This is a genomic window from Roseateles sp. P5_E4, from assembly GCF_054049255.1.
In genome coordinates, this window is the sequence record NZ_JBFUMS010000001.1 from 129,357 (window position 1) to 150,293 (window position 20,937).

General features: G+C 67.8%; 22 protein-coding genes. 15 read left to right on the forward strand and 7 right to left on the reverse strand.

From position 1 onward, the window contains the following. Window positions 1–7: 7 nt before the first annotated feature. From ACXJLH_RS00595 to ACXJLH_RS00605, 3 genes are all read right to left on the reverse strand, one after another. Window positions 8–442, reverse strand: a complete 435-nt coding sequence (locus ACXJLH_RS00595) for a DUF6678 family protein (RefSeq protein ID WP_457391103.1) — start codon at window positions 440–442, stop codon at window positions 8–10. Between the two features lie 15 nt (window positions 443–457). Continuing rightward, entirely contained in the window at window positions 458–1,543 is a 1,086-nt protein-coding gene (locus ACXJLH_RS00600; protein WP_457356418.1) for a S1C family serine protease, read from the reverse strand. A gap of 103 nt (window positions 1,544–1,646) precedes the next feature. Next, window positions 1,647–2,522 carry a PEP-CTERM sorting domain-containing protein gene (locus ACXJLH_RS00605; protein WP_457391102.1) on the reverse strand — a complete coding sequence of 292 codons (876 nt, stop codon included), beginning with the start codon at window positions 2,520–2,522 and terminating at the stop codon, window positions 1,647–1,649. Window positions 2,523–2,699: 177 nt separating this feature from the next. Here ACXJLH_RS00605 and ACXJLH_RS00610 point away from each other — a divergent pair, with 177 nt between their 5' ends. The 8 genes from ACXJLH_RS00610 to upp all read left to right on the forward strand — a co-directional run bounded on the left by ACXJLH_RS00610 (window position 2,700) and on the right by upp (window position 8,035). Next, entirely contained in the window at window positions 2,700–3,146 is a 447-nt protein-coding gene (locus ACXJLH_RS00610; protein WP_457391100.1) for a helix-turn-helix domain-containing protein, read from the forward strand. A 183-nt stretch (window positions 3,147–3,329) separates the two neighbouring features. Then, entirely contained in the window at window positions 3,330–3,941 is a 612-nt protein-coding gene (locus ACXJLH_RS00615) for a DUF4124 domain-containing protein (protein ID WP_457322591.1), read from the forward strand. A gap of 181 nt (window positions 3,942–4,122) precedes the next feature. Next, window positions 4,123–4,425 (forward strand): hypothetical protein, encoded by a 303-nt coding sequence (locus ACXJLH_RS00620; RefSeq protein ID WP_457442142.1) that lies wholly within the window; start codon window positions 4,123–4,125, stop codon window positions 4,423–4,425. A 6-nt stretch (window positions 4,426–4,431) separates the two neighbouring features. Next, entirely contained in the window at window positions 4,432–5,163 is a 732-nt protein-coding gene (locus ACXJLH_RS00625) for a DUF1624 domain-containing protein (RefSeq protein ID WP_457442143.1), read from the forward strand. Next, entirely contained in the window at window positions 5,160–5,798 is a 639-nt protein-coding gene (locus tag ACXJLH_RS00630) for a hypothetical protein (protein ID WP_457442144.1), read from the forward strand. The genes ACXJLH_RS00625 and ACXJLH_RS00630 overlap by 4 nt, the downstream gene beginning before the upstream one ends. Window positions 5,799–5,811: 13 nt before the next feature. Continuing rightward, complete coding sequence (locus tag ACXJLH_RS00635; RefSeq protein WP_457442145.1) at window positions 5,812–6,603, forward strand: polysaccharide deacetylase family protein; 792 nt, start codon at window positions 5,812–5,814, stop codon at window positions 6,601–6,603. 15 nt (window positions 6,604–6,618) lie between these two features. After that, window positions 6,619–7,356: a 23S rRNA (guanosine(2251)-2'-O)-methyltransferase RlmB gene (gene rlmB / locus ACXJLH_RS00640; protein WP_056196486.1), complete on the forward strand. Its 738-nt coding sequence runs from the start codon at window positions 6,619–6,621 to the stop codon at window positions 7,354–7,356. 46 nt (window positions 7,357–7,402) lie between these two features. Continuing rightward, window positions 7,403–8,035: a uracil phosphoribosyltransferase gene (upp, locus tag ACXJLH_RS00645; protein ID WP_457442146.1), complete on the forward strand. Its 633-nt coding sequence runs from the start codon at window positions 7,403–7,405 to the stop codon at window positions 8,033–8,035. Window positions 8,036–8,039: 4 nt separating this feature from the next. On the opposite strand, the gene ACXJLH_RS00650 is transcribed toward upp, so the two are convergent. Continuing rightward, window positions 8,040–9,221, reverse strand: coding sequence for an aminotransferase class III-fold pyridoxal phosphate-dependent enzyme (locus ACXJLH_RS00650; RefSeq protein ID WP_457442147.1), 1,182 nt, complete (start codon window positions 9,219–9,221; stop codon window positions 8,040–8,042). 93 nt (window positions 9,222–9,314) lie between these two features. Here ACXJLH_RS00650 and ACXJLH_RS00655 point away from each other — a divergent pair, with 93 nt between their 5' ends. Together ACXJLH_RS00655 and ACXJLH_RS00660 are read left to right on the forward strand one after the other, a co-directional pair. After that, the gene (locus ACXJLH_RS00655; RefSeq protein WP_457442148.1) at window positions 9,315–10,292 is read left to right on the forward strand and encodes a GlxA family transcriptional regulator; all 978 of its coding nucleotides are present in this window, start codon (window positions 9,315–9,317) and stop codon (window positions 10,290–10,292) included. A gap of 111 nt (window positions 10,293–10,403) precedes the next feature. After that, on the forward strand, window positions 10,404–10,868 hold the full coding sequence (locus tag ACXJLH_RS00660) for a hypothetical protein (RefSeq protein ID WP_056196495.1): 465 nt from the start codon (window positions 10,404–10,406) through the stop codon (window positions 10,866–10,868). 4 nt (window positions 10,869–10,872) lie between these two features. Here ACXJLH_RS00660 and ACXJLH_RS00665 read toward each other — a convergent pair whose 3' ends face one another. Genes ACXJLH_RS00665 through ACXJLH_RS00675 form a run of 3 tightly spaced genes read right to left on the reverse strand, consistent with a single transcriptional unit; the run spans window position 10,873 to window position 12,994 of the window. Beyond that, entirely contained in the window at window positions 10,873–11,415 is a 543-nt protein-coding gene (locus tag ACXJLH_RS00665; protein WP_056196499.1) for a chromate transporter, read from the reverse strand. Beyond that, the gene (locus ACXJLH_RS00670) at window positions 11,412–11,963 is read right to left on the reverse strand and encodes a chromate transporter (RefSeq protein WP_457442149.1); all 552 of its coding nucleotides are present in this window, start codon (window positions 11,961–11,963) and stop codon (window positions 11,412–11,414) included. The genes ACXJLH_RS00665 and ACXJLH_RS00670 overlap by 4 nt, the downstream gene beginning before the upstream one ends. A 23-nt stretch (window positions 11,964–11,986) precedes the next feature. Then, window positions 11,987–12,994 (reverse strand): D-2-hydroxyacid dehydrogenase family protein, encoded by a 1,008-nt coding sequence (locus ACXJLH_RS00675; protein WP_457442150.1) that lies wholly within the window; start codon window positions 12,992–12,994, stop codon window positions 11,987–11,989. A gap of 80 nt (window positions 12,995–13,074) precedes the next feature. On the opposite strand from ACXJLH_RS00675, the gene ACXJLH_RS00680 reads away from it, so the two are divergent. The 5 genes from ACXJLH_RS00680 (at window position 13,075) to ACXJLH_RS00700 (ending at window position 20,930) form a co-directional block, all read left to right on the forward strand. Then, complete coding sequence (locus ACXJLH_RS00680; RefSeq protein WP_457442151.1) at window positions 13,075–13,584, forward strand: DUF1993 domain-containing protein; 510 nt, start codon at window positions 13,075–13,077, stop codon at window positions 13,582–13,584. Between the two features lie 203 nt (window positions 13,585–13,787). Continuing rightward, window positions 13,788–15,638 carry an O-linked N-acetylglucosamine transferase, SPINDLY family protein gene (locus ACXJLH_RS00685; RefSeq protein ID WP_457442152.1) on the forward strand — a complete coding sequence of 617 codons (1,851 nt, stop codon included), beginning with the start codon at window positions 13,788–13,790 and terminating at the stop codon, window positions 15,636–15,638. Beyond that, window positions 15,639–18,011, forward strand: a complete 2,373-nt coding sequence (locus ACXJLH_RS00690; protein ID WP_457442153.1) for a type I secretion system permease/ATPase — start codon at window positions 15,639–15,641, stop codon at window positions 18,009–18,011. Between the two features lie 76 nt (window positions 18,012–18,087). Continuing rightward, the gene (locus ACXJLH_RS00695) at window positions 18,088–19,293 is read left to right on the forward strand and encodes an HlyD family type I secretion periplasmic adaptor subunit (protein ID WP_457442154.1); all 1,206 of its coding nucleotides are present in this window, start codon (window positions 18,088–18,090) and stop codon (window positions 19,291–19,293) included. Between the two features lie 230 nt (window positions 19,294–19,523). Beyond that, window positions 19,524–20,930, forward strand: a complete 1,407-nt coding sequence (locus ACXJLH_RS00700; RefSeq protein ID WP_056196517.1) for a TolC family protein — start codon at window positions 19,524–19,526, stop codon at window positions 20,928–20,930. The last annotated feature ends 7 nt before the right edge of the window (window positions 20,931–20,937 follow it).

The following is a 20,937-nucleotide window of genomic DNA, read 5'->3' on the forward strand; positions in this document are numbered from 1 at the left end:
CGTCGCGCTATTGAGGTGCGAAATCGTCGTAAGACCTTGGTAAATAACCCCAGATACGTACGACGTCGCCACGCTGCTCGAAGTCGAAGCCAATCTTTTCCAAGATTGGCAGGATTTCGTTTCGATGGTCAATGCTCGCTCTAGGAAGCAGCTTTCCTATGAATGGCCCCTCCTCGGACAGGCCGATGTCAAACCATTCGACAGCTTCAAACGGAAAGGGCAGGTGATAAAACCATTCGACATCCCAATTCGAGACGGTGCCATCAACTGATTTCGAGCGATAAGAAGGACGCCAGCCATCAAGAGCGCGGATGTGAGTGATCAGCTCGTTCCATCGTGTGTTGTTAGACGCACTGGCTAAGTTCCTTGTGGTGACCGCGGCACGAGTCCGCTTTCGCGCTCGATCATCATTTCGCGCATCAGCCATAGGTAAATCGTTCAAAGCCTTCCCCTCGTTCTAGTCTGAGCTACCCAACGTCGCCACCACCTTCCGCGTCTGCCCCGCCCGCCACACCGTCAACGTCACCTTCTCCCCAATCTGCCTCGTCTCCAGCAGCGACAGCATGTCGTCCAAGTCAGCCACCGCTACGCCATCGACAGCCGTGATGACGTCCCCCTGCACGATGCGCCCGCTGCGATCCCTGCCGAAGGGTTTCAAGCCCGCCGCCGCAGCCGGGCTGGCGTCCGCCACGTTGACCAGCAGCACACCCTTCGGCGCCCCCAGCGCCTTGGCCAGGTTCTCCGGCCCGGCTGTCACGCCCAGCGCGGGCCGGATGAAGCGCCCATCTCGAATCAATCGCGGCACGATGCGATTCACCTCGTCCACCGGAATCGCAAAGCCGATCCCGGCACTCGCGCCGCTCGGGCTGTAGATGGCTGTGTTGACGCCGATCAGCCGCCCCGCCGAGTCCAGCAGCGGCCCGCCCGAATTGCCAGGGTTGATGGCCGCATCGGTCTGGATGGCGCCCTTGATCGTGCGTCGCGTGACCGATTCGATTTCGCGGTTCAGCGCCGAGACGATGCCGGTGGTCAGCGTCTGGTCCAGGCCGAAGGGGTTGCCGATGGCGTAGACCTTCTGGCCCACCTGCAGATCGCGGCTGGCACCGACCGCGATTGCCGGCAGCTTCTCGTGGGGCGCTTCGATGCGCAGCACGGCAATGTCGCGGTCCGGGTAGGCGCCGACGAGCTTGGCTGGAAAGCTGCTCTGGTCGTTCAGCGTGACGGTGGCGCGGTCGCCGCCCTGGATGACGTGGAAATTGGTGACGACGTGGCCGGCGTCGTCCCAGATGAAACCGGTGCCCGTACCGCTGGGCTGCTCGCTGGTACGCAGCGAGAAGAAGTCGCGCTGCACGCTCAGCGTGGTGATGTGCACCACCGACGGCGACACGCGTTTGAAGACGCCGATGTTGTTCAACTCCTCGGCGTCCAGCGCGCCGCGGGCGTTGACGGCGCGAGGCTGGGCTTGAGCCTTGGCGAAAGCGGGAGCGCAGCCGAGGAAGAGCAGCGCGACGGCGAGGGTGAGGCAGCGGGGCAGGGTGGGCACGGGGGCGTCGGCGGGAGTGGCGTCGATCCGCATTTTGGGCACAACTCCGGGCTCCCGAGGCCCGCCGCTTCACGCCGCCCGTGCTGCCCTCCCGGGCGCGCGCTTAAGCCCGGGGCCGCTTCACCCGGCGAGAACTCAGGCCCGCCACGAGYGCCGCCAGAGTCAGCGCCAAGCTGGCGGGCTCGGGCAGCCGGCTGTAGAAGGTGTGGTCTGTCACGCCGAAACCTCTGCCCGAGTAGTTGCTGCCCTGGTAGCCGCTGCTCTCGTCAAAGGTGAAGGCGGTGGTGCTGAAGTAAAGGCCGTCGACGCCCGCGATGCGGCCATTGAGGATGTCCACCGCCTGGCCCGGCAGGAAGCGGGAGCGCAGCGCCGCGAGCGAGTCGGCACCGCTGTGCGTGTACTCGCCGATGTCGTAGAGCGCGTACATGTGATCGTTGGCGTCGATGCGGCCATCGCCGCTGGTGTCGAACCAGAAGTCGAGGAAAGGAATTTCCTCGCCGCCGTAAGCCAGGGCCAGGAAATGGAAGATGCTCTGCTGAACGTATTTGCCGGTGGCCGGGTCCTTGTAGAGCACCTCGAACTTCTGATCGTGCTCGGCGCCGCTCCAGATGTCGTCCGGCCCACCGGCCCCACCGCCTGCGCCGCCAGGGTTGCCAACGGCACGGGTGTGGTTGACGACATCGCAGAGCGTCAACGTCTTGGCGGCGTCGGGGATGTCGCGCTTGCCGCTTTGCCCGCCCGCCGCGATTTCTCCGACGTGATCCGAGGCGACGATGGTGCCGCCGTTTCGGCGATCCGTGTAGTTGATGGTGAAGTCCAGCGCCGTGCGGGTGTAGTTGTGCTCGATCACATAGGCGTTGCGCTGGCTGCAGTCATTGCTGTTGGCCTCGGGGCCGGTGTCGGCCAGCGCGGGCAGCACGAGAGCCAGAAGCGGCAAGGCAATCCACCGATGGCTGCTGCGGGTGTGAGGACAGGGCATGGTGTGTCTCCTTGGAGGTAGGCACCGATCGCAACGCCTATATTGGCTGTTGTCAGAAGGCGTGCCCTTGCCGGCTGATTCCTCCGGTAGCGAGCATCGAACGTGCCAGTTGCCGACTCCAGACGGAAGCGTCAGAAGGCATGTCGCACGCCGGGCGCCATGCCCGGGAGGTATTTCATGACCCAACTGCCCGACGCGGCGCTCGATGCGCTGCGGCAGATGTTGCGAATCGGATCCGATCGATCGGCCCAGGAGCAGGCGCTGCACCGTCTGCATTGCGTTTGCCTGGTGGCCTGCGGGCGCAGCTGCTCGGAGGTTGCGGCATGGTTTGGCGACAGCCCCCGCAGCCTGCAGCGCTGGGTTCGGCATTTCCGTGGGGCCGCCATCACGCCGGTGGCAGAGCGTCCGCCGGGGCGGCCGCCGCGGCTAACGGGCGTGAAGTCGCTGGAAGTGGCTGCTGAGCTTCGTATACCGCCCGGTGGCTGCGGTTACGCCAAAGGGCGATGGGATGGGAAGCTGCTGCAACAGCATCTGCGGGAGCATCACGGCGTCTGCCTGAGCTTGCGCCAGTGCCAGCGCACCTTGCACGATGTCTTGGCAAAGCCAGCGCCCCCGAGCGCCTGACATTGCGTCAATGTTCTGTCGTGTCCGGTGCCCACCGGGAGGTCGTGGCCTTGGCACTTGACTTCGACTGTAAAGAACATCGACAGGGCAGCGCGTCGCATCCAGCGCCTGGCCTGTCGGCGCATGGTCCGGTGGTGCGTTATGCGAGGATCGACTTCAAAGGGATGGTTTGAGATGCGGCGAGTGAGTTCGTGCTTGGGGTTGGCGATTGGCCTTGCGCTGCTGCCTTTTGGCGCTGGCGCGCAGCAGGTCTGGAAGTGCGAGCTGAACGGTCAGGTGCGCTTCAGCGACAAGCCCTGCCCGGGGAGCGGTCAGCCGGTAGCCGAGCGCAGCCTGCAGCCCAATGTCGTCGAGAGCCTCAAGCCGGAGTTGATCCGCGCCACCATGGGAGCAGCGTCCGCGGCTTCGGCGCCCATCGCGACGGCGGGCAATGCCTGCCCCGGTGACGGCGAGATTCGTGGCATGGAAGTCCGCGCCAATTCGACGACGCTGGGCGATGCGGAACGCCAGTTCCTGCAGGACGAGGTGCGCCGCGTGCGCCAGTGCCGTGCAGGGCAGGGGCGCTATCGCGAGGCCGACTGGGTCATCAGCCGCGAGGCCCAGGCGGCGCAGACGCAGCTGAGCGATCGCGCCCGCTATGACGCGCGCCTTCGCGCCGAGGCGATGCACAGTGCGGCCGACCCCGACGAGGGTGACCGCATCAACCGCCGCCGCATCGCCGAGGAGAAGATGCAGCGTCGCCAGCAGCAGCGACTGCAAAGAATTCAAAACCCCGCCTCCGCGCCGGCTTCCTAGCGCTCACCCGTGGGGGCACGGCGTTTGCCGATGGTCTGCGCGCAGTCGGCGCGCTGCCGGGGCTGCGTGGAGATCCACGATGAAGCGCTTGGCTGCAGGGTTGGGAATGTGTCTGGCAATGTGGCTGACATGCGGCGGTGCTTGGGCGCAGCAGGTCTGGCGGTGTGAAGTGGACGGGCAGGTGCGCTACACCGACCAGCCCTGCGAGAAGAGTGGTGTGCCCCTGCCGGCGCGCAACCTGCAACCGAATGGGGTGGAGATCCCCAGCCCCGCCGCCTCGGCAGCGTCCGACGTGCCGGCTTCGGCGCGCCCCGCCGAAAACGCCGCCAGCCAGCCACCGCTGGCACCGCCGCCTCGCCGTGCTGCCAGGGCGCGTGGCGCGCGCGGGCCGCAGTTCGCGATGCAGGGGCTGATGCAGACCGATTTCGTGCAGCGGGGCTATGTGCCGAGGCGTCAGAATCCGGCGTCCTCGCCGACTCCCTAGCCCTGCATGCCCACGGCCGCCGCCGACAAATCGCCCCCCCGTTCCGATCGCCTCGACGCCCTGCGCGGCCTGGCCATCGTCTGGATGGCCGCGTTCCACTTCGGTTTCGACCTGAACCACTTCGGCTGGATCCGCCAGGACTTCTACCGCGACCCGGTCTGGACCTGGCAGCGCATCTGCATCGTCAGCCTCTTCCTGTTCTGCGCCGGCGGCGGCCAGGCCCTTGCGGTGCTGGCGGGGCAGGGCGCTGGCCGCTTCTGGAAGCGTTGGAGCCAGGTAGCTGGCTGCGCGGCGTTGGTCTCGCTGGGCTCGTGGTTCATGTTCCCCAACAGCTGGATCAGCTTTGGCGTGCTGCATGGCATCGCGGTGATGTTGCTGCTGCTGCGCATGGGCCTGAGCCGGTTGCCGAACGCGGTGCTGCTGGTGCTGGCCGCGCTGGCCGTTGCGGCGCCACGGCTGGTGCAACTGCCCTTTTTCGACACGCGCTGGACCAACTGGGTCGGCCTCGTCACCCACAAGCCCGTCACCGAGGACTACGTGCCGGTGCTGCCCTGGCTGGGCGTCATGCTGGTCGGCTTTGTCGTCACGCGCGCCTGGCCCCGGCTCTGGGCCGGCAGCGGGCCGCGGCCGCTTGCGGTGCTGGGGCGTTGGTCGTTGAGTTTCTACATGGTTCATCAGCCGGTGTTGATCGCTGGCTTGATGGCTGCTCAAGTACTGGCCGGAGTCGGTGGTCAATGAGGGCCGACGAAGACCTCTCCGAACCTTATGAGAGCTGGAGTACGGCGCCTCTGGATGTCATCAAGACAAAGCGAAAAAGGGTTCGTACGGTGTTGTCGACGGCGCTGATAGGCGGTGCACTTGCCATCGGCGCGCTTACCGCGTGGATTCTTGTGCTCAACAGGCTCGCCCCGGTTTGGCGGAGGTTGCCTGATTCAGTTTTCCTGATACCTGTCGTGCTGGCGGTGCTGGGGACGGCCTTGCTGCACTTTTCGTTGAGAAACCGCTGGCATCCGCGGATGACCCTGAGCATGGGGGGATTGCTGCTGATGCTTCCCGCCGCTTCAATGCCGCTGTGGCCGCTGGTTCTGTATGCCAATCAGGCCCTCGATCTCAGCACCCCGACATGTTCTGTCTACACCGTAGCGAAGAAAACGAAGGTTCGACGAGCTCGTGGTGGCCCCGCACATGAAGTCGCGTTGTCTAGCGATGGCCAAGTGGTCACAGCTATTCGCGTGTCTGAGCAGCAGTTCATGTCGGTGTCCGAAGGCCAAGCGGTTTGGATTGAAGTGGCAGAAGGCTTGTTCGGGATCAAGTACGTCAATCGATTCGATTCGAGCGAGATGAGTTGTGCCGATGCAAGCCATCGTGTTTGAAAGAGGAAACCTGATGCGAAAGATGCTCGCGGCCGCGCTCGGCCTGCTCACCGCGCTGGCCGCTACGGCCGCACCGTTCACCTGGCCGAACGGCGCGCAGGCGGCCGTCAGCCTAGGCTATGACGACGGCCTGGACAGCCAGCTTGACCATGTGGTGCCGGCGCTGAACAAGCGGGGCTTGCGGGCGAGCTTCTACGTGCCCATCAACGGCCCGACGCTGCCCGGCCGACAGAACGAATGGAAGGCCGCCGCTGCGGCCGGCCATGAGCTGGGTAACCACACGCTCTTTCACAGCTGCTCGGCCAAGGGGTCGGGCCGGGAGTGGGTGGCGCCGCATCGCGACCTGGAGCGTCAGATGGCGGCCGGCGTACAGGAGCAGGTCATCGCCGCCAACACCTGGCTGCAGTCGCTGGATGGCAAGACCAAGCGCACTTTCACGCCGCCCTGCCTGGACATGCACGCCGGCGGCCAGGACTTCGTCTCGGCCTTGAAGCCGTATTTCGTCGCCTTCCGGGCGGCCGGACCGGCCATGGTCACCGATACGGCAGGGCTCGATCCCTATGCCACGCCCGTCTATTTCGTCGAGGGCTGGACGGGCGAGCAGCTGATCGCCCTGGTCGAGAAGGCCGCCGCCCAGCATGCGCTGGTGTCGCTGCTCTTTCACGGTGTTGGTGCCGAACACCTGAGCGTGACCCGCGAGGCCCACGACCAGTTGCTGGACCATCTGGCCAGGAACAAGGCGCGCTTCTGGACTGACAGCTTCGTGAACGTCATGGAGAACGCGAGGAAGCAGGCCGGCCGCTGAACCGACAATGCGGCCATGAGCTCCCCCAAGTCCGTCCTGTTCGGCTTCCACGCCGTCACCGTCCGCCTCAAGACCCATCCGGCCTCGGTCGCCGAGGTCCATTTCGACCCGTCCCGGCGCGACCAGCGCATGCGCGCCTTCGTCGAGCGTGCCAAGGAGGCCGGCGCCAAGCTGGTGGAGAGCAACGACGAGCGTCTGAGCCAGATCGCCGGCAGCCCGCGCCACCAGGGCGTCGTGGCCCGGGTGCAGGCGCTGGCCCAGCTCCATTCGCTGGACGATGTGCTGGACGCGGTGGAAGGCCCGCCGCTGGTGCTGGTGCTGGACGGCGTGACCGACCCGCACAACCTCGGTGCCTGCCTGCGCGTGGCCGATGGCGCTGGCGCCCATGCTGTCGTCGCCCCCAAGGACCGCGCCGTAGGCCTGAACGCCACGGTGGCCAAGGTGGCCAGCGGCGCGGCCGAGACCGTGCCCTATCTGATGGTCACCAACCTGGCACGGACCTTGAATGAGCTGAAGGAACGCGACATCTGGGTGGTCGGCACGTCTGACCAGGCCGAGCGCTCCATCTACGACCTGGACCTGAAGCGCCCGGTGGCCTTCGTGCTGGGCGCCGAGGGCGAGGGTATGCGCCAGCTGACGGCCAAGACCTGCGACGAACTGGTGCGCATCCCGATGGCCGGCGCCGTCGAAAGCCTGAACGTGTCGGTAGCGTCCGGGGTTTGCCTCTACGAGGCCCTTCGTCAGCGTCGATGAGCCAACGTTGATAATTCTGACTATTCAGAAAAATAGGAAGCCCGCCATGGCCGTCATCGAAGTCAAGCACCCCCTCGTCAAGCACAAGATCGGCCTGATGCGCGAGGTCGACATCTCGACGAAGAAGTTCCGCGAGCTGACCGGCGAGGTGGCGCGGCTGCTCTGCTACGAGGCGACGGCCGACTTCCCGCTGGAGAAGACGACGATCAACTGCTGGAGCGGCCCCGCCGAGATCGACCAGATCGCGGGCCGCAAGGTCACCGTCGTGCCCATCCTGCGCGCCGGCCTGGGCATGCTGGACGGTGTGCTGGACATCCTGCCCAACGCCAAGGTCTCGGTCGTGGGCCTGGCGCGCGATCACGAGACGCTCAAGCCGGTGAACTACTTCGACAAGTTCGTGGGCAACCTCGACGCCCGCACGGCGCTGATCATCGACCCCATGCTGGCCACGGCCGGCAGCATGATCGCCACCGTCGACCTGCTGAAGGCCCGCGGCTGCAAGGACGTGCGCGCTCTGGTGCTGGTGGCTGCGCCCGAGGGCGTGAAGGCGCTGGAGGCCGCGCATCCTGATGTGCGTTGCTGGACGGCCGCAATCGACAGCCACCTGAACGAGGTCGGCTACATCATCCCGGGCCTGGGCGACGCCGGCGACAAGATCTTTGGCACGACGCAAGGCTAGGTCTTCAGCCCAGCACCTCGCGCAGCGCCCGGCGCAGCAGCGCCAGCCCTTCGTCCACCTCCGCCGCGCTGATGTTCAGCGCCGGCATCAGGCGGATCAGGTGAGGGCGCGGCGCGTTGAGCAGCAGGCCCACCGGCTCCAGCGCTTGGGCCGCTGCCACCACTTCGCCCGCACTGTCTGACGGCAGCACCAAGGCCCGCAGCAGCCCCAGGCCACGCTCGCCCACCAGGCCGTGATCGCGCGCGACAGTCTGCAGCCCGGCGGACAACTGCGCCGCACGCTCGCGCACACCGGCCAGGAACTCCTCGCGGCAGACCTCGTTGACCACGGCAAGCCCCACCGCCGCCATCAGCGGGTTGCCGCAGAAGGTGCCGCCCTGGTCGCCGGGCAGGAAGCAGTTGAACGCCTCCTTGCACAGCAGTGCCGCCAGCGGCACGCCGCCACCCAGGCCCTTGGCCAGCGTCATCACGTCGGGCTCGATGCCGAAGTGCTCGTAGGCGAAGGCATGCCCGCAGCGACCGATGCCGGTCTGCACCTCGTCGGCGATCAGCAGCACGCCGCGTTCGGCCGTCAGCGCGCGCAGCTCGCGCACGAAGCCCGGGTCGGCCACAACGACGCCCGCCTCACCCTGCACGAATTCGATCATCACGGCCGCCGTGAGTGGCGTTATTGCGCGCTCCACCGAAGCGATGTCGTTGAGCCGCGCCTTCACGAAGCCGCCGGGCATGGGCGGGTAGATCTCGCCCCAGCCCGGCTTGCCCGAGGCGCTCATCATCGCCAGCGTGCGGCCGTGGAAGGCTTGCTCGAAGCCGATGATCTCGTTGGCGCCGTCCCGCATGCGGCTGCCCCAGCGCCGAGCCAGCTTCACCGCGCCCTCGTTGGCCTCGGCGCCCGAGCTGGCGAGGAAGACACGGTCGAAGCAGCTTGAATCCACGAGGCGCTCGGCCAGATCCAGCAGGGGCCGGTTGTAGTAGGCGGGGCTCGGGTTCACCAGCCGCTGCGACTGCGCCAGCAGGGCCTGCGTGATGAGGGCCGGGCTGTGGCCCAGGCTGTTGACGGCCCAGCCCTGCACGAGGTCGAGGTGGCGCTTGCCGCCCTCGTCGGTCAGCCAGGCGCCCTGGCCCGAGACGAAAACCGTGTCGGGGCGGCGGGTGATGGTGATGAGGTCGTGTCCGGGGTCGGTCATGGTGGGTGCTTCGTGGTCCATGGCCAGCAGTTTGTGTGGGTTGACCCATGGCCGCCATGACGCAGTTCCCACCTTTCCTGCCATCATGTCGGCATGACCTGCCGCATCGCCTTCGTGCTCTTCCCGGGTTTCCAGCAGTTCGACCTGGCCGGGCCTATGGCGGTGTTCGAGCTCGCCCGCCTGGCGCGGCCGGGCAGCTACGACTGGCGGCTGGTGGCGAGTGCGCCGCCTGCCGTGCACAGTTCGGCCGGCGTGGCCTGGCCGGTGCAGGGGCTGCCGCGCCATCTGGGAGATCTCGACCTGGTCATGGTGATCGGCGGCGATGGCGTGGACGCCGCCTGCCGCGACGGCCGCCTCATTGCCTGGCTGCGCAGGGCCAGCAAATCGGGCGCGCGCGTCGCCAGCATCTGCAGCGGCAGCCTCGTGCTGGCCGCCGCCGGCCTGCTGGATGAGCGCACGGCCACGACGCATTGGTCACGCAGCCGGCAGTTCGCCACAGACTTTCCCGCCGTGCGCCTGCAGCCCGACCGCATCTACGTCCGCGAGCCCGCAGTCCGCCAGCTTGGCTTGCCGGAACTCTGGACGAGCGCCGGCATGACCGCCGGCATCGACCTCTGCCTGGCACTGCTGGCCCACGATCATGGCGAAGACCTCGCGCGGGAGGCCGCACGCCAGCTCGTCGTGGAGCGGCGGCGGCCCGGCGGGCAGTCGCAGTTCTCGCCGCTGCTGGACCTGCAGCGCCCCGACGGCCGTTTCGGCGCGCTGCTGGACGAGGTGCGGCGCGACCTGAAGCGCGATCACCGCGTGGAGGACCTGGCCGCCCGGGCCTGCATGAGCCCACGGCATTTCGCGCGCTGTTTTCACGCCGAGACGGGCGCCACGCCCGCGCAGGCGGTCGAGCGGCTGCGCGTGGAAGCGGCGCGCGCGGCGTTGGAGGGCGGATCGACGTCGGTGCTGCGGGTGGCGCTGGAATGCGGCTTCGGCAGTACCGAGCGCATGCGGCGCGCCTTCCTGCGGCTGCTGGGCCGCCCGCCGGCGGCGTTTCGGCCGGGTGGCGTCGGCGCAGGGTGAACTTTCACCAACGCGGGGTTGATCCCCGCGGTCGCTGCCTTGCGTCAGTACAGGCAGGCAAGCCATCTCGGCGAGCCATCGACCTGATCCAACGGACTCAAGGAGCCCATCATGGCCACGCTTTCCACCCCCACCATCACCCTCGGCGCCGTCAATGGCAGCAAGCGCGACGTGACCGTCGCCGGCACGATGACCTTCGACGCGAGCGATGTCGGCCGCACTTATCGGCTGGAGATCGAGCTTTTTGGCGAAGACCTCGCCGGCGACCATCTGCCCTCCGGCGACGGCGGTGCCGACGACCTGATCAGCACCTTCACCTGGCTGGCCGGCGGCCTGCTGCTGCGCCCCTACAAGGCCGTCTCGGTGCTGGCCGCGGGCAGCGTCAACTACTCCGAGAAGCGCGCCATCGACACCGCCAAGCTCGACGAGGACGCCGGCACCGAGATCGTCGGCTGGGCCGACATCCACACGCCCATCATCATGCCGCGCTCCGACGAGGTCTATGCGCAGGTGACGCTGGGCATGTCCCCCGTCAGCAAGCGCTCCGTGACCACGCAGGCGGGCCTGGGCGTCTGAGAACTCAGACGAGACCCAGCGCGCCCAGCACGCCACCGCCGAGCACCATCCAGACGAGGCCCAGCCTCGTCCTCAGCGTCAGCAGCACGGTGACGGCAATCATCGCCAGCGTGCTCCAGCGGTGCTCGTCGGCGCGCAGGAAAGGCAGGGCCAGCAGCCAGCCCGTGGCGATGATCAGCCCCAGCGTCAGCGGCATCATGCCGGCCGAGAAGGCGCGCAGCACGATGTGCTCGCGGTTGGCGCGGGCCCAGCGCGTGGCCGTCACGGTCAGCACGCTGGACGGCAGCATGATGCCGGCCATCGCAGCCGCCGCACCCGTCAGGCCGGCCACGTTGTAGCCCAGCACCGCGACGAACAGGATGTTGGGACCTGGCGCCGCCTGTGCCAGGGCGATGGACGACGTGAAGTCGGTATCGCTCAGCCAGCCGGTCTTGTCGACCAGGTAGCGGTGCATTTCGGGCACCGTCGTGATGGCGCCGCCGATGGACAGCAGCGACAGCGTCAGGAAATGCAGGAAGAGGCCGAGAAGATCGACGGGCGTTGTCATGGCCGCGTTCTCCACCAGGCCAGGAACATGCCGCCGCCGCCTAGCAGGGCCAGCACATTGACCAGCGGCCAGCGCAGCAGCCCGATCAGCACGAAAGCCGTCAAGGCCAGGCCCAGCGCGAGGGGCCGGCCCAGCGGGCTCTTCTTGAGTGCCGGCAGCAGCTTGATGCCGGTGGCCAGGATCAGTCCGGCCGACACCGCGCCCATGCCACGCAGCGCGTTGATGGCCATGGGGTGGCGGGCCAGCTGGTCAAAGGCGGCGGCCAGGGCCAGCACGATGATCGCGGGCGCTACCAGCATGCCGGCCAGCGCCACGACGGCGCCTCGCAGGCCGAAGAAGCGGTCGCCGATCATCATGGACAGGTTGACCACATTGGGCCCGGGTAGCACCTGGGCGATGGCCAGGGTCTCGACGAACTCCTCCTTGCTCATCCAGCGATGGTGCTCGACCAGTTCGCGCTGGGCTATCGCCAGCACGCCGCCAAAGCCCTGCAGGGCCAGCCTTGAGAACGCCAGGAAGAGTTCGGTCAGGGATTCGGGACGGTTCAAGGCCGCTTCCTCAGCGCTGGACTTCAGCGCAGGACCTTCAGCGCGTCCGGGTTGACGATATTCGTCGGCTGCTGATTGATGAAGTTCAGCACATTGTCGAAGGCTGCGTCGAAATAGAGCTCGTAGCTGTCCTGCTCCACGTAGCCGATGTGCGGCGTGCAGACGGCGTTCTCCAACCGCAGCAGCGGGTGGCCCTGCAGGATGGGTTCGCTCTCGAACACGTCGATGGCGGCCATGCCGGGCCGGCCGCGGTTCAGTGCCGATACAAGCGCGCCCTCGACGGCCAGTTCGGCCCGTGAGGTGTTGACGAACAGCGCCGTCGGTTTCATCCGGGCCAGGTCTTCGGATGTGACGATGCCGCGCGTGGCGTCGCACAGGCGCAGGTGCACGGACAGCACGTCGGCCTCGGCGAAGAAGGCCTCGCGGCTGGGGGCGGCCTGGTAGTCATCGGCCTCGGCGCGCAGGCGCGAGGCCTCGCTGCCCCATACCATGACCTTCATGCCGAAGGCGCGTCCGTAGCCGGCCACGAGCTGGCCGATCTTGCCGTAGCCCCAGATGCCCAGCGTCTTGCCGCGCAGCACCATGCCGACCCCGAAGTTGGCTGGCATGGACGCCGCCTTCAGGCCGGCCTGCTGCCAGGCGCCATGTTTCAGGTTGCCGATGTATTGCGGCAACCGTCTCATGGAGGCCATGATCAGCGCCCAGGTCAGCTCGGCCGGCGCCACCGGACTGCCGACGCCCTCGGCCACGGCAATTCCTAAGCGCGTGCAGGCCTCGACGTCGATGTGGCTGCCAACCCGGCCGGTCTGGGAGATCAGTTTGAGTTTTGGGAGCTTCTCGAGCAACTGGCGCGGGAACGTCGTGCGCTCGCGGACCAGCACCAGCACCTCGGCATCGCGCAGCCGCACGGACAGCTGGCCGATGCCCTTGACCGTGTTGGTGAAGACCTTGGCGTTGAGGGGCTCCAACTTCGCCGCGCAGCGCAGCTTGCGCACGGCGTCTTGGTAGTCGTCCAGGATGATCACGTTCATAGCTGCAGGGGATTGTGCACGGTGCTCAGCAGGGGTCAGGGTTGCATGGCTACCATCGCTTTCCCTCAAGGAGACACCCGATGACCCCGATTTCCATGCACGCCGCCAGCGCGCCGGCATTCGCCAAGATGCTGGGCAATATGCTGACGTGGCTGGAGGCCGCCAAGGCCCATGCCGAAACCAGGAAGTTCTCGACCGACGTCTACCTGACGTTGCGTCTGGCGCCCGACATGCTGCCGTTTGCCAAGCAGATCCAGATCGCCAGCGATGCCGCCAAGGGCTGCGTGGCCCGCCTGGGCGGCCAGGAGATCCCCAAGTACGAGGACAACGAAGCCACGCTGGACGAGCTGGCCGAGCGCATCAAGAAGACCCGCGACTTTGTGCTGTCCGTGCCCGCCGAGGCCTTCGCCGGCAGCGAGGAGCGCGAGATCGTCATCCCGCGCCGCAGCGGTGACCCGCTGAAGTTCGATGGCTCGACCTATCTGCGGCATTTCGCCCTGCCCAACTTCTATTTCCACGCGACAACCACTTACGCGCTGTTGCGCCATGCCGGCGTGCCGCTGGGCAAGTCGGACTATTTGGGTGGCTGAGCGGGGACCGAAGACAGGCCACTACGGCCTGTCTGACGCCTCGCGAAGGCCCTGCCGCCTGCCCGCGGCGGGGCATGATTCCCCAGTTTGAGGTGCCCGGGGCGGGAAATGCTGCGCAATCCGCAGCCTATTCCCCGCGCCCAACCTGGCGGCGCGGCTTGAAAATCGGCGGAACATCCGATCACACCGCCCGCCGCATGGACATGTCGACGCCTCCCGCTGCCCCGCCCCAAGGTATTGCCCTTCTCGAGCAATGGCTTGGCCTGGCCCGCAGCGGCCAATGGCCTTTGCCCCAGGTCATGGAGGCCGCCTCGCGCCTGCAGGCGGCCGGCGCCCTGGACGCGGCCGCGCTGCTGTACCAGAACTGGGTCGGCGCCACCGCGTCGCCGCTGCGCCATGTGGCCTGTTTCAACTGGGGTGCCGTCCTGGGCGAACTGCGCCGCCATGAGGAGGCGGAGACCGTCTACCGCATGGCGCTGGAGCAGGCACCGGCCTTCGCCCAGGCGCGCCTGAACCTCGGCCACCAGCTGGAGCACCAGGGGCGCATGGAAGAGGCGCTGGCCGAATGGCGCACCGTCTACGACAACGAGGCGCCCGACGCGCTGGGCACCGACCCGCTGAGCCTTCGCCTGCACGCCTTCAACAACGCCGCCCGCCTGCTGGAGCAGGAGAAGCGCTATGACGAGTCCGAGACGCTGATGCGCCGCTCGCTGGAGCTGGACCCGCGCCAGAGCGACGTCGCCCAGCATTACGTGCACATCCGCCAGAAGCAATGCGCCTGGCCGGTCTACCAGACCTTTGGCGACGTCACGCACAACCACCTCTTGATGAGCACCTCGCTGCTCGGCATGCTGGACGAGAGCGATGACCCGGCCCTGCAACTGCTGACCGCCCAGCGCTTCGTGCTGGAAAAGGTCACCAAGGTCACCGAGCCACCGCTGCACAAGGGCCGCAAGCGCGAAGGCAAGATCAAGATCGGCTATCTGTCCGGCGATCTGCACATGCATGCCGTCGGCCTGTTGACGGCCGAGCTGTACGAGCTGCACGACAAGAGCAGGTTCGAGATCCACGCCTTCAGCTGGAGCCGCGAGGACGGCACGCCGCTGCGCGCCCGCATCAAGGGGGCGATGGACAGCTACACGCCGCTGCACGGCGTGCCTGACCGCCGCGCCGCAGAGATGATTGCTGAGGCTGGCATCGATGTGCTCGTCGACCTGCAGGGGCTGACCAGCGGCGCGCGCCCGGGCATCCTGGCCTATCGCGGCGCGCCCATCCAGGTCAGCTACTTGGGCCTGCCGGCCACCTCGGCGCTGCCGGGTGTGGACTGGATCCTGGCCGACCGCTTCGTGATGCCGCCGGAGTCGCTGCCGTATCACACCGAAAAACCCATCTACCTGCCGCACTGCTACCAGGTCAGCGACCGTACGCGCGCTGCCAACCCGGCGCCAACGCGCGCCGAGATGGGGTTGCCGGAGGACGGTTTCGTCTTCTGCGCCTTCAACAACAACCACAAGATGAGCGAGCAGGTCTGGCGCTGCTGGATGCACGTGCTGCGCCAGGTGCCCAAGAGCGTGCTGTGGCTGCTGGCCGACAACCCGTTTGCCAAGGCCAACCTGCAACGCGTTGCGGTAGAGGAGGGCATCGCCCCCGAACGCCTCGTCTTCGCCGGTCGCGCCCAGCCGGCCGACTACCTGGCCCGTTTCACGCTGGCCGACCTGTTCCTGGACACCTTTCCCTACAACGCCGGCACGACAGCCAGTGACTGCCTGTGGATGGGCACGCCCATCCTGACCCGCTCGGGCCGTACCTACATCTCGCGCATGGCCGGCAGCCTGCTGACGGCCGTCGGCCTGCCCGACCTGATCACGACGACGATCGAGGAATACGAGCAGCGTGCCGTACAGATCGGCAACCAGCCGGCCCGCGCAGCTTCTTACAAGCGTTACCTGGCGGAGCACGGCCGCAGCTCGCCGCTGTTTGACATCCCGGCCATCGTGCGCGATATAGAGCAAGAGTTCGAGCGGCTTGCGCTCGATGCGAGGCAGAAGGCCTAAATGCCGCGTCAGCACGACCCCTTCTTTGACGGCCAGCCGCAGGCGCCGGGCTTGCGCCTGGCCGCCAATGGCGAGCCGGCGCCGCCGCCGGACCCGCTGGAGAACCTGAGCAACCAGCCCGCCGGCGACCCGCTGCTGCAGGCCCTGGCCTGGCTGACGCGCCACCACGGCAAGCCGCGCTCGCCCGAGTCACTGCGCGCCGGCGCGCCGGTGGAAGGGGTTCTCGCGCCCGACGGTGCCATCCGCGTCATGCGCGAGGCGGGCTACAACGCCGGCCTGCTGCGCAAGAGCATCGACGACATCCACGCCCTGCTGCTGCCCGCGGTGCTGCTGCTCAATGGCGGCGACGCCTGCGTGCTGGTGCGCCGCCTGGATGACCCGGCCGCAGTGGCCGCCGGTGCCTGCCGCTACGAAGTGGTGTTCCCTGGCCCCGAGGCGGCCGCCGTGCCGGCCACAACGGCCGAACTGGAACCCGAGTACAGCGGCTTCATGCTGGCCGTGTCGCCGCAGGAGACCGCCTCGGCCCCGCGCGCGGAGGCGCCGCTGCTGAAGCTGGCCGACAAAGGCCTGGAATCGCATTGGCTGTGGGGCACGCTGAAGCGCTTCACGCCCTATTACCGCGCTTCCATGCTGGCGGCGCTGCTGTCCAACGTGCTGATGCTGGTGTCGGGCCTGGTGACCTCGGTCATCTATGACAAGGYCATTCCCCACCAGGCCATGGTCACGCTGTGGACCCTGGCCGTGGGCGCCTCGGTGGCCCTGGTCTTCGACCTGTTCGCGCGCCAGCTGCGTTCCCACCTCATCGACCTGGCCGGCCGCAAGGCCGACCTCGTCATCGGCGCCAAGCTCTACCGCCAGACCCTCGGGGTGCGCATGGAGCACAAGCCGGCTTCCGCCGGCGCCTATGCCGCCCATCTGGCCCAGGTGGAAATGGTGCGGGAGTTCTTCACCGGCGCCACGCTGTCGGCCCTGTCTGACCTGCCTTTCCTGGTCATCTTCATCGGCATGACCTTCGTCATCGGCGGGCCGCTGGGCTGGGTGCTGGTGCTGGCCGTGCCGCTCATCATGGGCCTGTCCTGGGCCATCCAGGGGGCGCTGCGCAAGGCCATGAGCACCAATATGCAGGAGACGGCCGACCTGCACGGCACCCTGGTCGAGTCCCTCGAGGGCCTGGAAGACCTGAAGACGTCGGGCGCCGAGGGCCGCTTCGTGCGCCGCTACGAGCGCACGACGGCCATCGTCGCCGACACGGCCCTGACCTCGCGCGCGCTGTCGAGCTGGAGCATGAATCTGTCCAGCACGCTGCAGCAGGCGGTCAACCTCATCATCCTGATCTGGGGCGTTTACCTGATCCATGACGGCGTCATCTCGGCCGGCGCGCTGATCGGCTCAGTGATGTTCGCCAGCCGCGCCATCGCGCCGCTGGGCAGCCTCGTCAGCCTGGCGACGCGCTACCAGGGTGCTCGCGCCGCCATGATGGCGCTCAACCAGATGATGAATGCACCGGTCGAGCGCGACAGCAGCCGCAATTACGTGCCGCTGTCCCAGGTCACCGGCAAGGTCGGCCTGCACGACGTCGGCTTCAGCTACCCGCCCCAACCGCAGCACGGCCAGCAGCAGGCGGCCAGCGAGTCGGCGGCGCCCAAGGTGCTGCGCAACGTGACCATGCGCCTGGAGGCCGGCGAGCGCGTCGCCATCCTGGGCCGCATCGGCAGCGGCAAATCCACCATCCTGCGCATGCTCGGCGGCCTCTACCAGCCCACCGAAGGCATGGTCGAGGTCGATGGCATCGATTTGCGCCAGGTCGACCCGGCCGAGTACCGGGCCCGGGTCGGCTTCGTCAGCCAGGAGCCGCGCCTGTTCGTCGGCACATTGCGCGACAACGTGCTGATGGGCCGCGCCCACCTGGACGCGGGCCGCCTCGTCGAGGTGGCCAAGCTGACCGGCCTGGACCGCGTCGTCTCCGGCCATCCGATGGGCTGGGACCTGCCGGTCGGCGAAATGGGCCAGCTGCTGTCCGGCGGCCAGCGCCAGCTCGTGGCCCTGGCCCGGGCCCTGGTCACCAAGCCGCAGATCCTGTTGATGGACGAGCCCACCAGCTCGATGGACGCGCAAAGCGAGATGGCTTTCCTGCGCCAGCTGCGTGACGCAGCCGGCACGGCCACGCTCGTCGTCGTGACCCACCGCCCGGCCGTGCTGGAGCTGGTGCAGCGCATCGCCGTCGTCGATGGCGGCCGTGTCGTCATGGACGGCCCGCGCGACCAGGTGCTGGCGGCGCTGTCCGGCGTGCGCCCGGCCGCGCCCGCCCAGGGTGGCGAGGGCGTGCACATGCATCCGTCCGCACAACCCGTGCAGCGCAGCGCGAGCGTATGAAGCCCCCACGTTCGTTTCACTCACTGCCCCCCGAGGGGGTGGCAATGCCCTTCGGGCGGCCGAGCGGGCATAGCGTATGAGCGCCAAAGCCCTGAGCAAGGAAGAAGGCCTGTTCGTCAGTGCCCTTCATGCCGCCCAGATCGACGAGCCCCTGCCGCGCGCGACCTGGGCCCTGTATCTGCTGTGCGCCGTCGTCACGGTGGCCATCACGTGGTCGGCCCTGGCCAAGGTGGACGAGATCACCCGCAGCGATGGCCGCATCGTGCCCGATGGGCGCGAGCAGGTCATCGCCAGCCTGGACGCCGGCATCCTGCGCGAACTCAAGGTGCGCGAAGGCCAGGAAGTGCAGGCCGGCGAGGACCTGGCCTTCCTCGACCCGACCCGTGTCGAAGCCCAGCAGAACGAAGGCCAGGCCAAGCTGCTGGCCCTGAAGGCGGCCGCGGCGCGGCTGGAGGCCGAGGCCAATGGCCGCGTCAGCATCCACTGGCCCGCCGGCATCGACCCCAAGGCCCGCTATGCCCAGGGCGAGGCCGAATCCTTCGACGCCCGCAAGCGCCTGCTGGACGAGGCGGTCGGCGCCATCAACCGCAGCCTCGGGCTGATCTCCAAGGAGCTCAAGCTCGCCCAGGACATGTCCCGCAGCGGCCTGATGAGCGACGTGGAGGTCATGCGGCTGAACCGCCAGGTCAACGAGATCCAGCAGCAGCGCACCGAGCGCCTGTCGCGCTACCGCCAGGAAGCCAGCCAGGAACTGGTGCGCGTGCAAAGCGAAATGGCCCAGATGGACGAGCAGATGGTGGTGCGCCAGGACGCGCTGACGCGCACGGTGCTGAAGTCGCCCGTGCATGGGGTCGTCAAAAGCATCAAGTCCGGCACCGTCGGTGGCGTCATTGCCAGCGGCGCACCCATCCTGGAAATCTCGCCCATCGGTCCCAAGGTGCTGGTGGAGGCGCGCATCAAGCCCAAGGACATCGGCTTCATCCGCCTGGGCCAGACGGCCGAGGTCAAGCTGGCCGGCTATGACTTCAACACCTATGGCGGCCTGGAAGGCAAGGTCACCTACATGAGCCCCGACGCCGTCACCGAGGGCGACAAGAGCGGCGAGGGCCATTACCGCGTCATCGTCACGTCCGAGCGCAACAACCTCAAGTACAAGGGCGAGAAGCTGCCCGTCATCCCGGGCATGACGTCGCAGGTGGAGATCAAGACCGGCGAGCGCTCGGTGCTGAGCTATCTGCTGCGGCCGATGATGAAGTCGCAGGAAGCGCTGCGCGAGAGGTAAAGCTGCCCCTCGCCCAGTCTCGCCTGCTGAACGCGGCGAGCTTGGTCGGTCCCCCGGGGGGACGGCGATGCTTGCCGGATCAACCGGCAAGCACATCGCCAAGAGGGCCGGCTTGGGAGCGGCCCGGCGCTCGGCCCGCAAGACAACGTAGCTAGCGCTGAACAAGGGCAGGTGCGGGCCCGCTTTTCCGGGCTTCAGGGGAGGGGGGCGGATGGTCTAGTGACGGGGCCATGCTGTACCCGCTCCGTCCCCTCATCGTCCTCGGCTTCGCCGCTTTCGGTTCACTCGCGCTGGCGCAGACGCGCCCGCCCAAGACTGTTGCGCCGCCGCCGGCGGTCGAGGTGCCTGCGTCCCAAGGCCGCTGCAACGAGGACGACGCCGGCCTGTCGCGCCTGGGCCGCGACATGAGCGCCCTCGAAACCCAGACCGGCGACCCGCGCGCCGCGCTGCAAACACTGATCAACGCAACGCTGTCGCGCAGCAAGGCCCTGGGCGCCGTGCGCCTGCTGGCCGATGCCGCCCGATCGGACGTCGAAGAGACGCGTGCACTGGGCCTGCCGACGGCCAACCTCACCATCAGCACCAACGGCGTGTACCAGAACGTCGGCGGCGTGACCGTCGGCCGGGGTGGCCAAGCCGGTGCAACGCTCTCGGCCGGCATGCCGGTCTGGGACTCCGGCCGCGTCGCCAAGCTGACCGACTGGCGCAAGGAGCTCGCCGAAGTCGCAGCCCAAGGCCAGCGCAGCGCCGAGGAGCAGTTGTCGCTGAACGTCGTCACGCTGGCGCTGGACCGCAGCCGCTATGTGCTGCAGGGCCAGGTCTACACGCAATACGTGCGCAAGATGGCCTGCCTGGTCGACGCGCTGGAGATCATCACCAAGGCCGACCGCGGCCGCGCCAGCGAGCTGGTGCAGGCGCAGAAGAGCCTGCAGCAGGCCGACCTGTCGCTGGAGCAGACCATGTCGGCCCTGCGCCAGACGGAGGTGCGCATGAAGCGCCTGGTGGGCGAGCCCCTGCCGCCCAGCATCGGCATGACGGCCCAGCTGTCCGTCATGCCCGACCTGGAGCAGATGCAGAGCGACATCCTGCTCGGCGCTGACGTCGCCCAGGCCGAGGCCCAGGCGCGCTCGCAGCGCAGCTTTGCCGAGTCCGTCATTGCGGGCCAGAAACCGACGGTCAACCTGACCGGCAGCGCCAGCGCGATGTTCCGCAGCGGCCCCGGCGAGTCGCGCTCCAACGACGTTGGCGCCGGCGTGTCCGTCACCATCCCCATCCTCCAGCCCGGCGCCCACGCCCAGGCCAGTGCCGCCGTGCAGCGCTACCGGGCCACCGTGCTGCAGCGCGACGAGGCCATCGAGGCCAAGCGCTACCGCCTCTTGGAGATGAACGAGGTCGGCACTTCCACGCTGGATCGCGCCCGGCGCATCGTCGAGATCCTGCGCAACAGCGACCGCGTGCGCGCGTCGACGCTGCAGCAGTGGCAGCAGCTCGGCCGCCGCTCGCTGTTCGACGTGATGGCCGCCGAGGGCGACTACTACTCGATGCGGGTCGCCCATGTGAACGCGATGTTCGACGCGCAGCAGATCGTCGCGCTGATCTGGAGCATGGGCCGCGGCGTGGCGGCGCCCTTGCGCTGACGCGGCC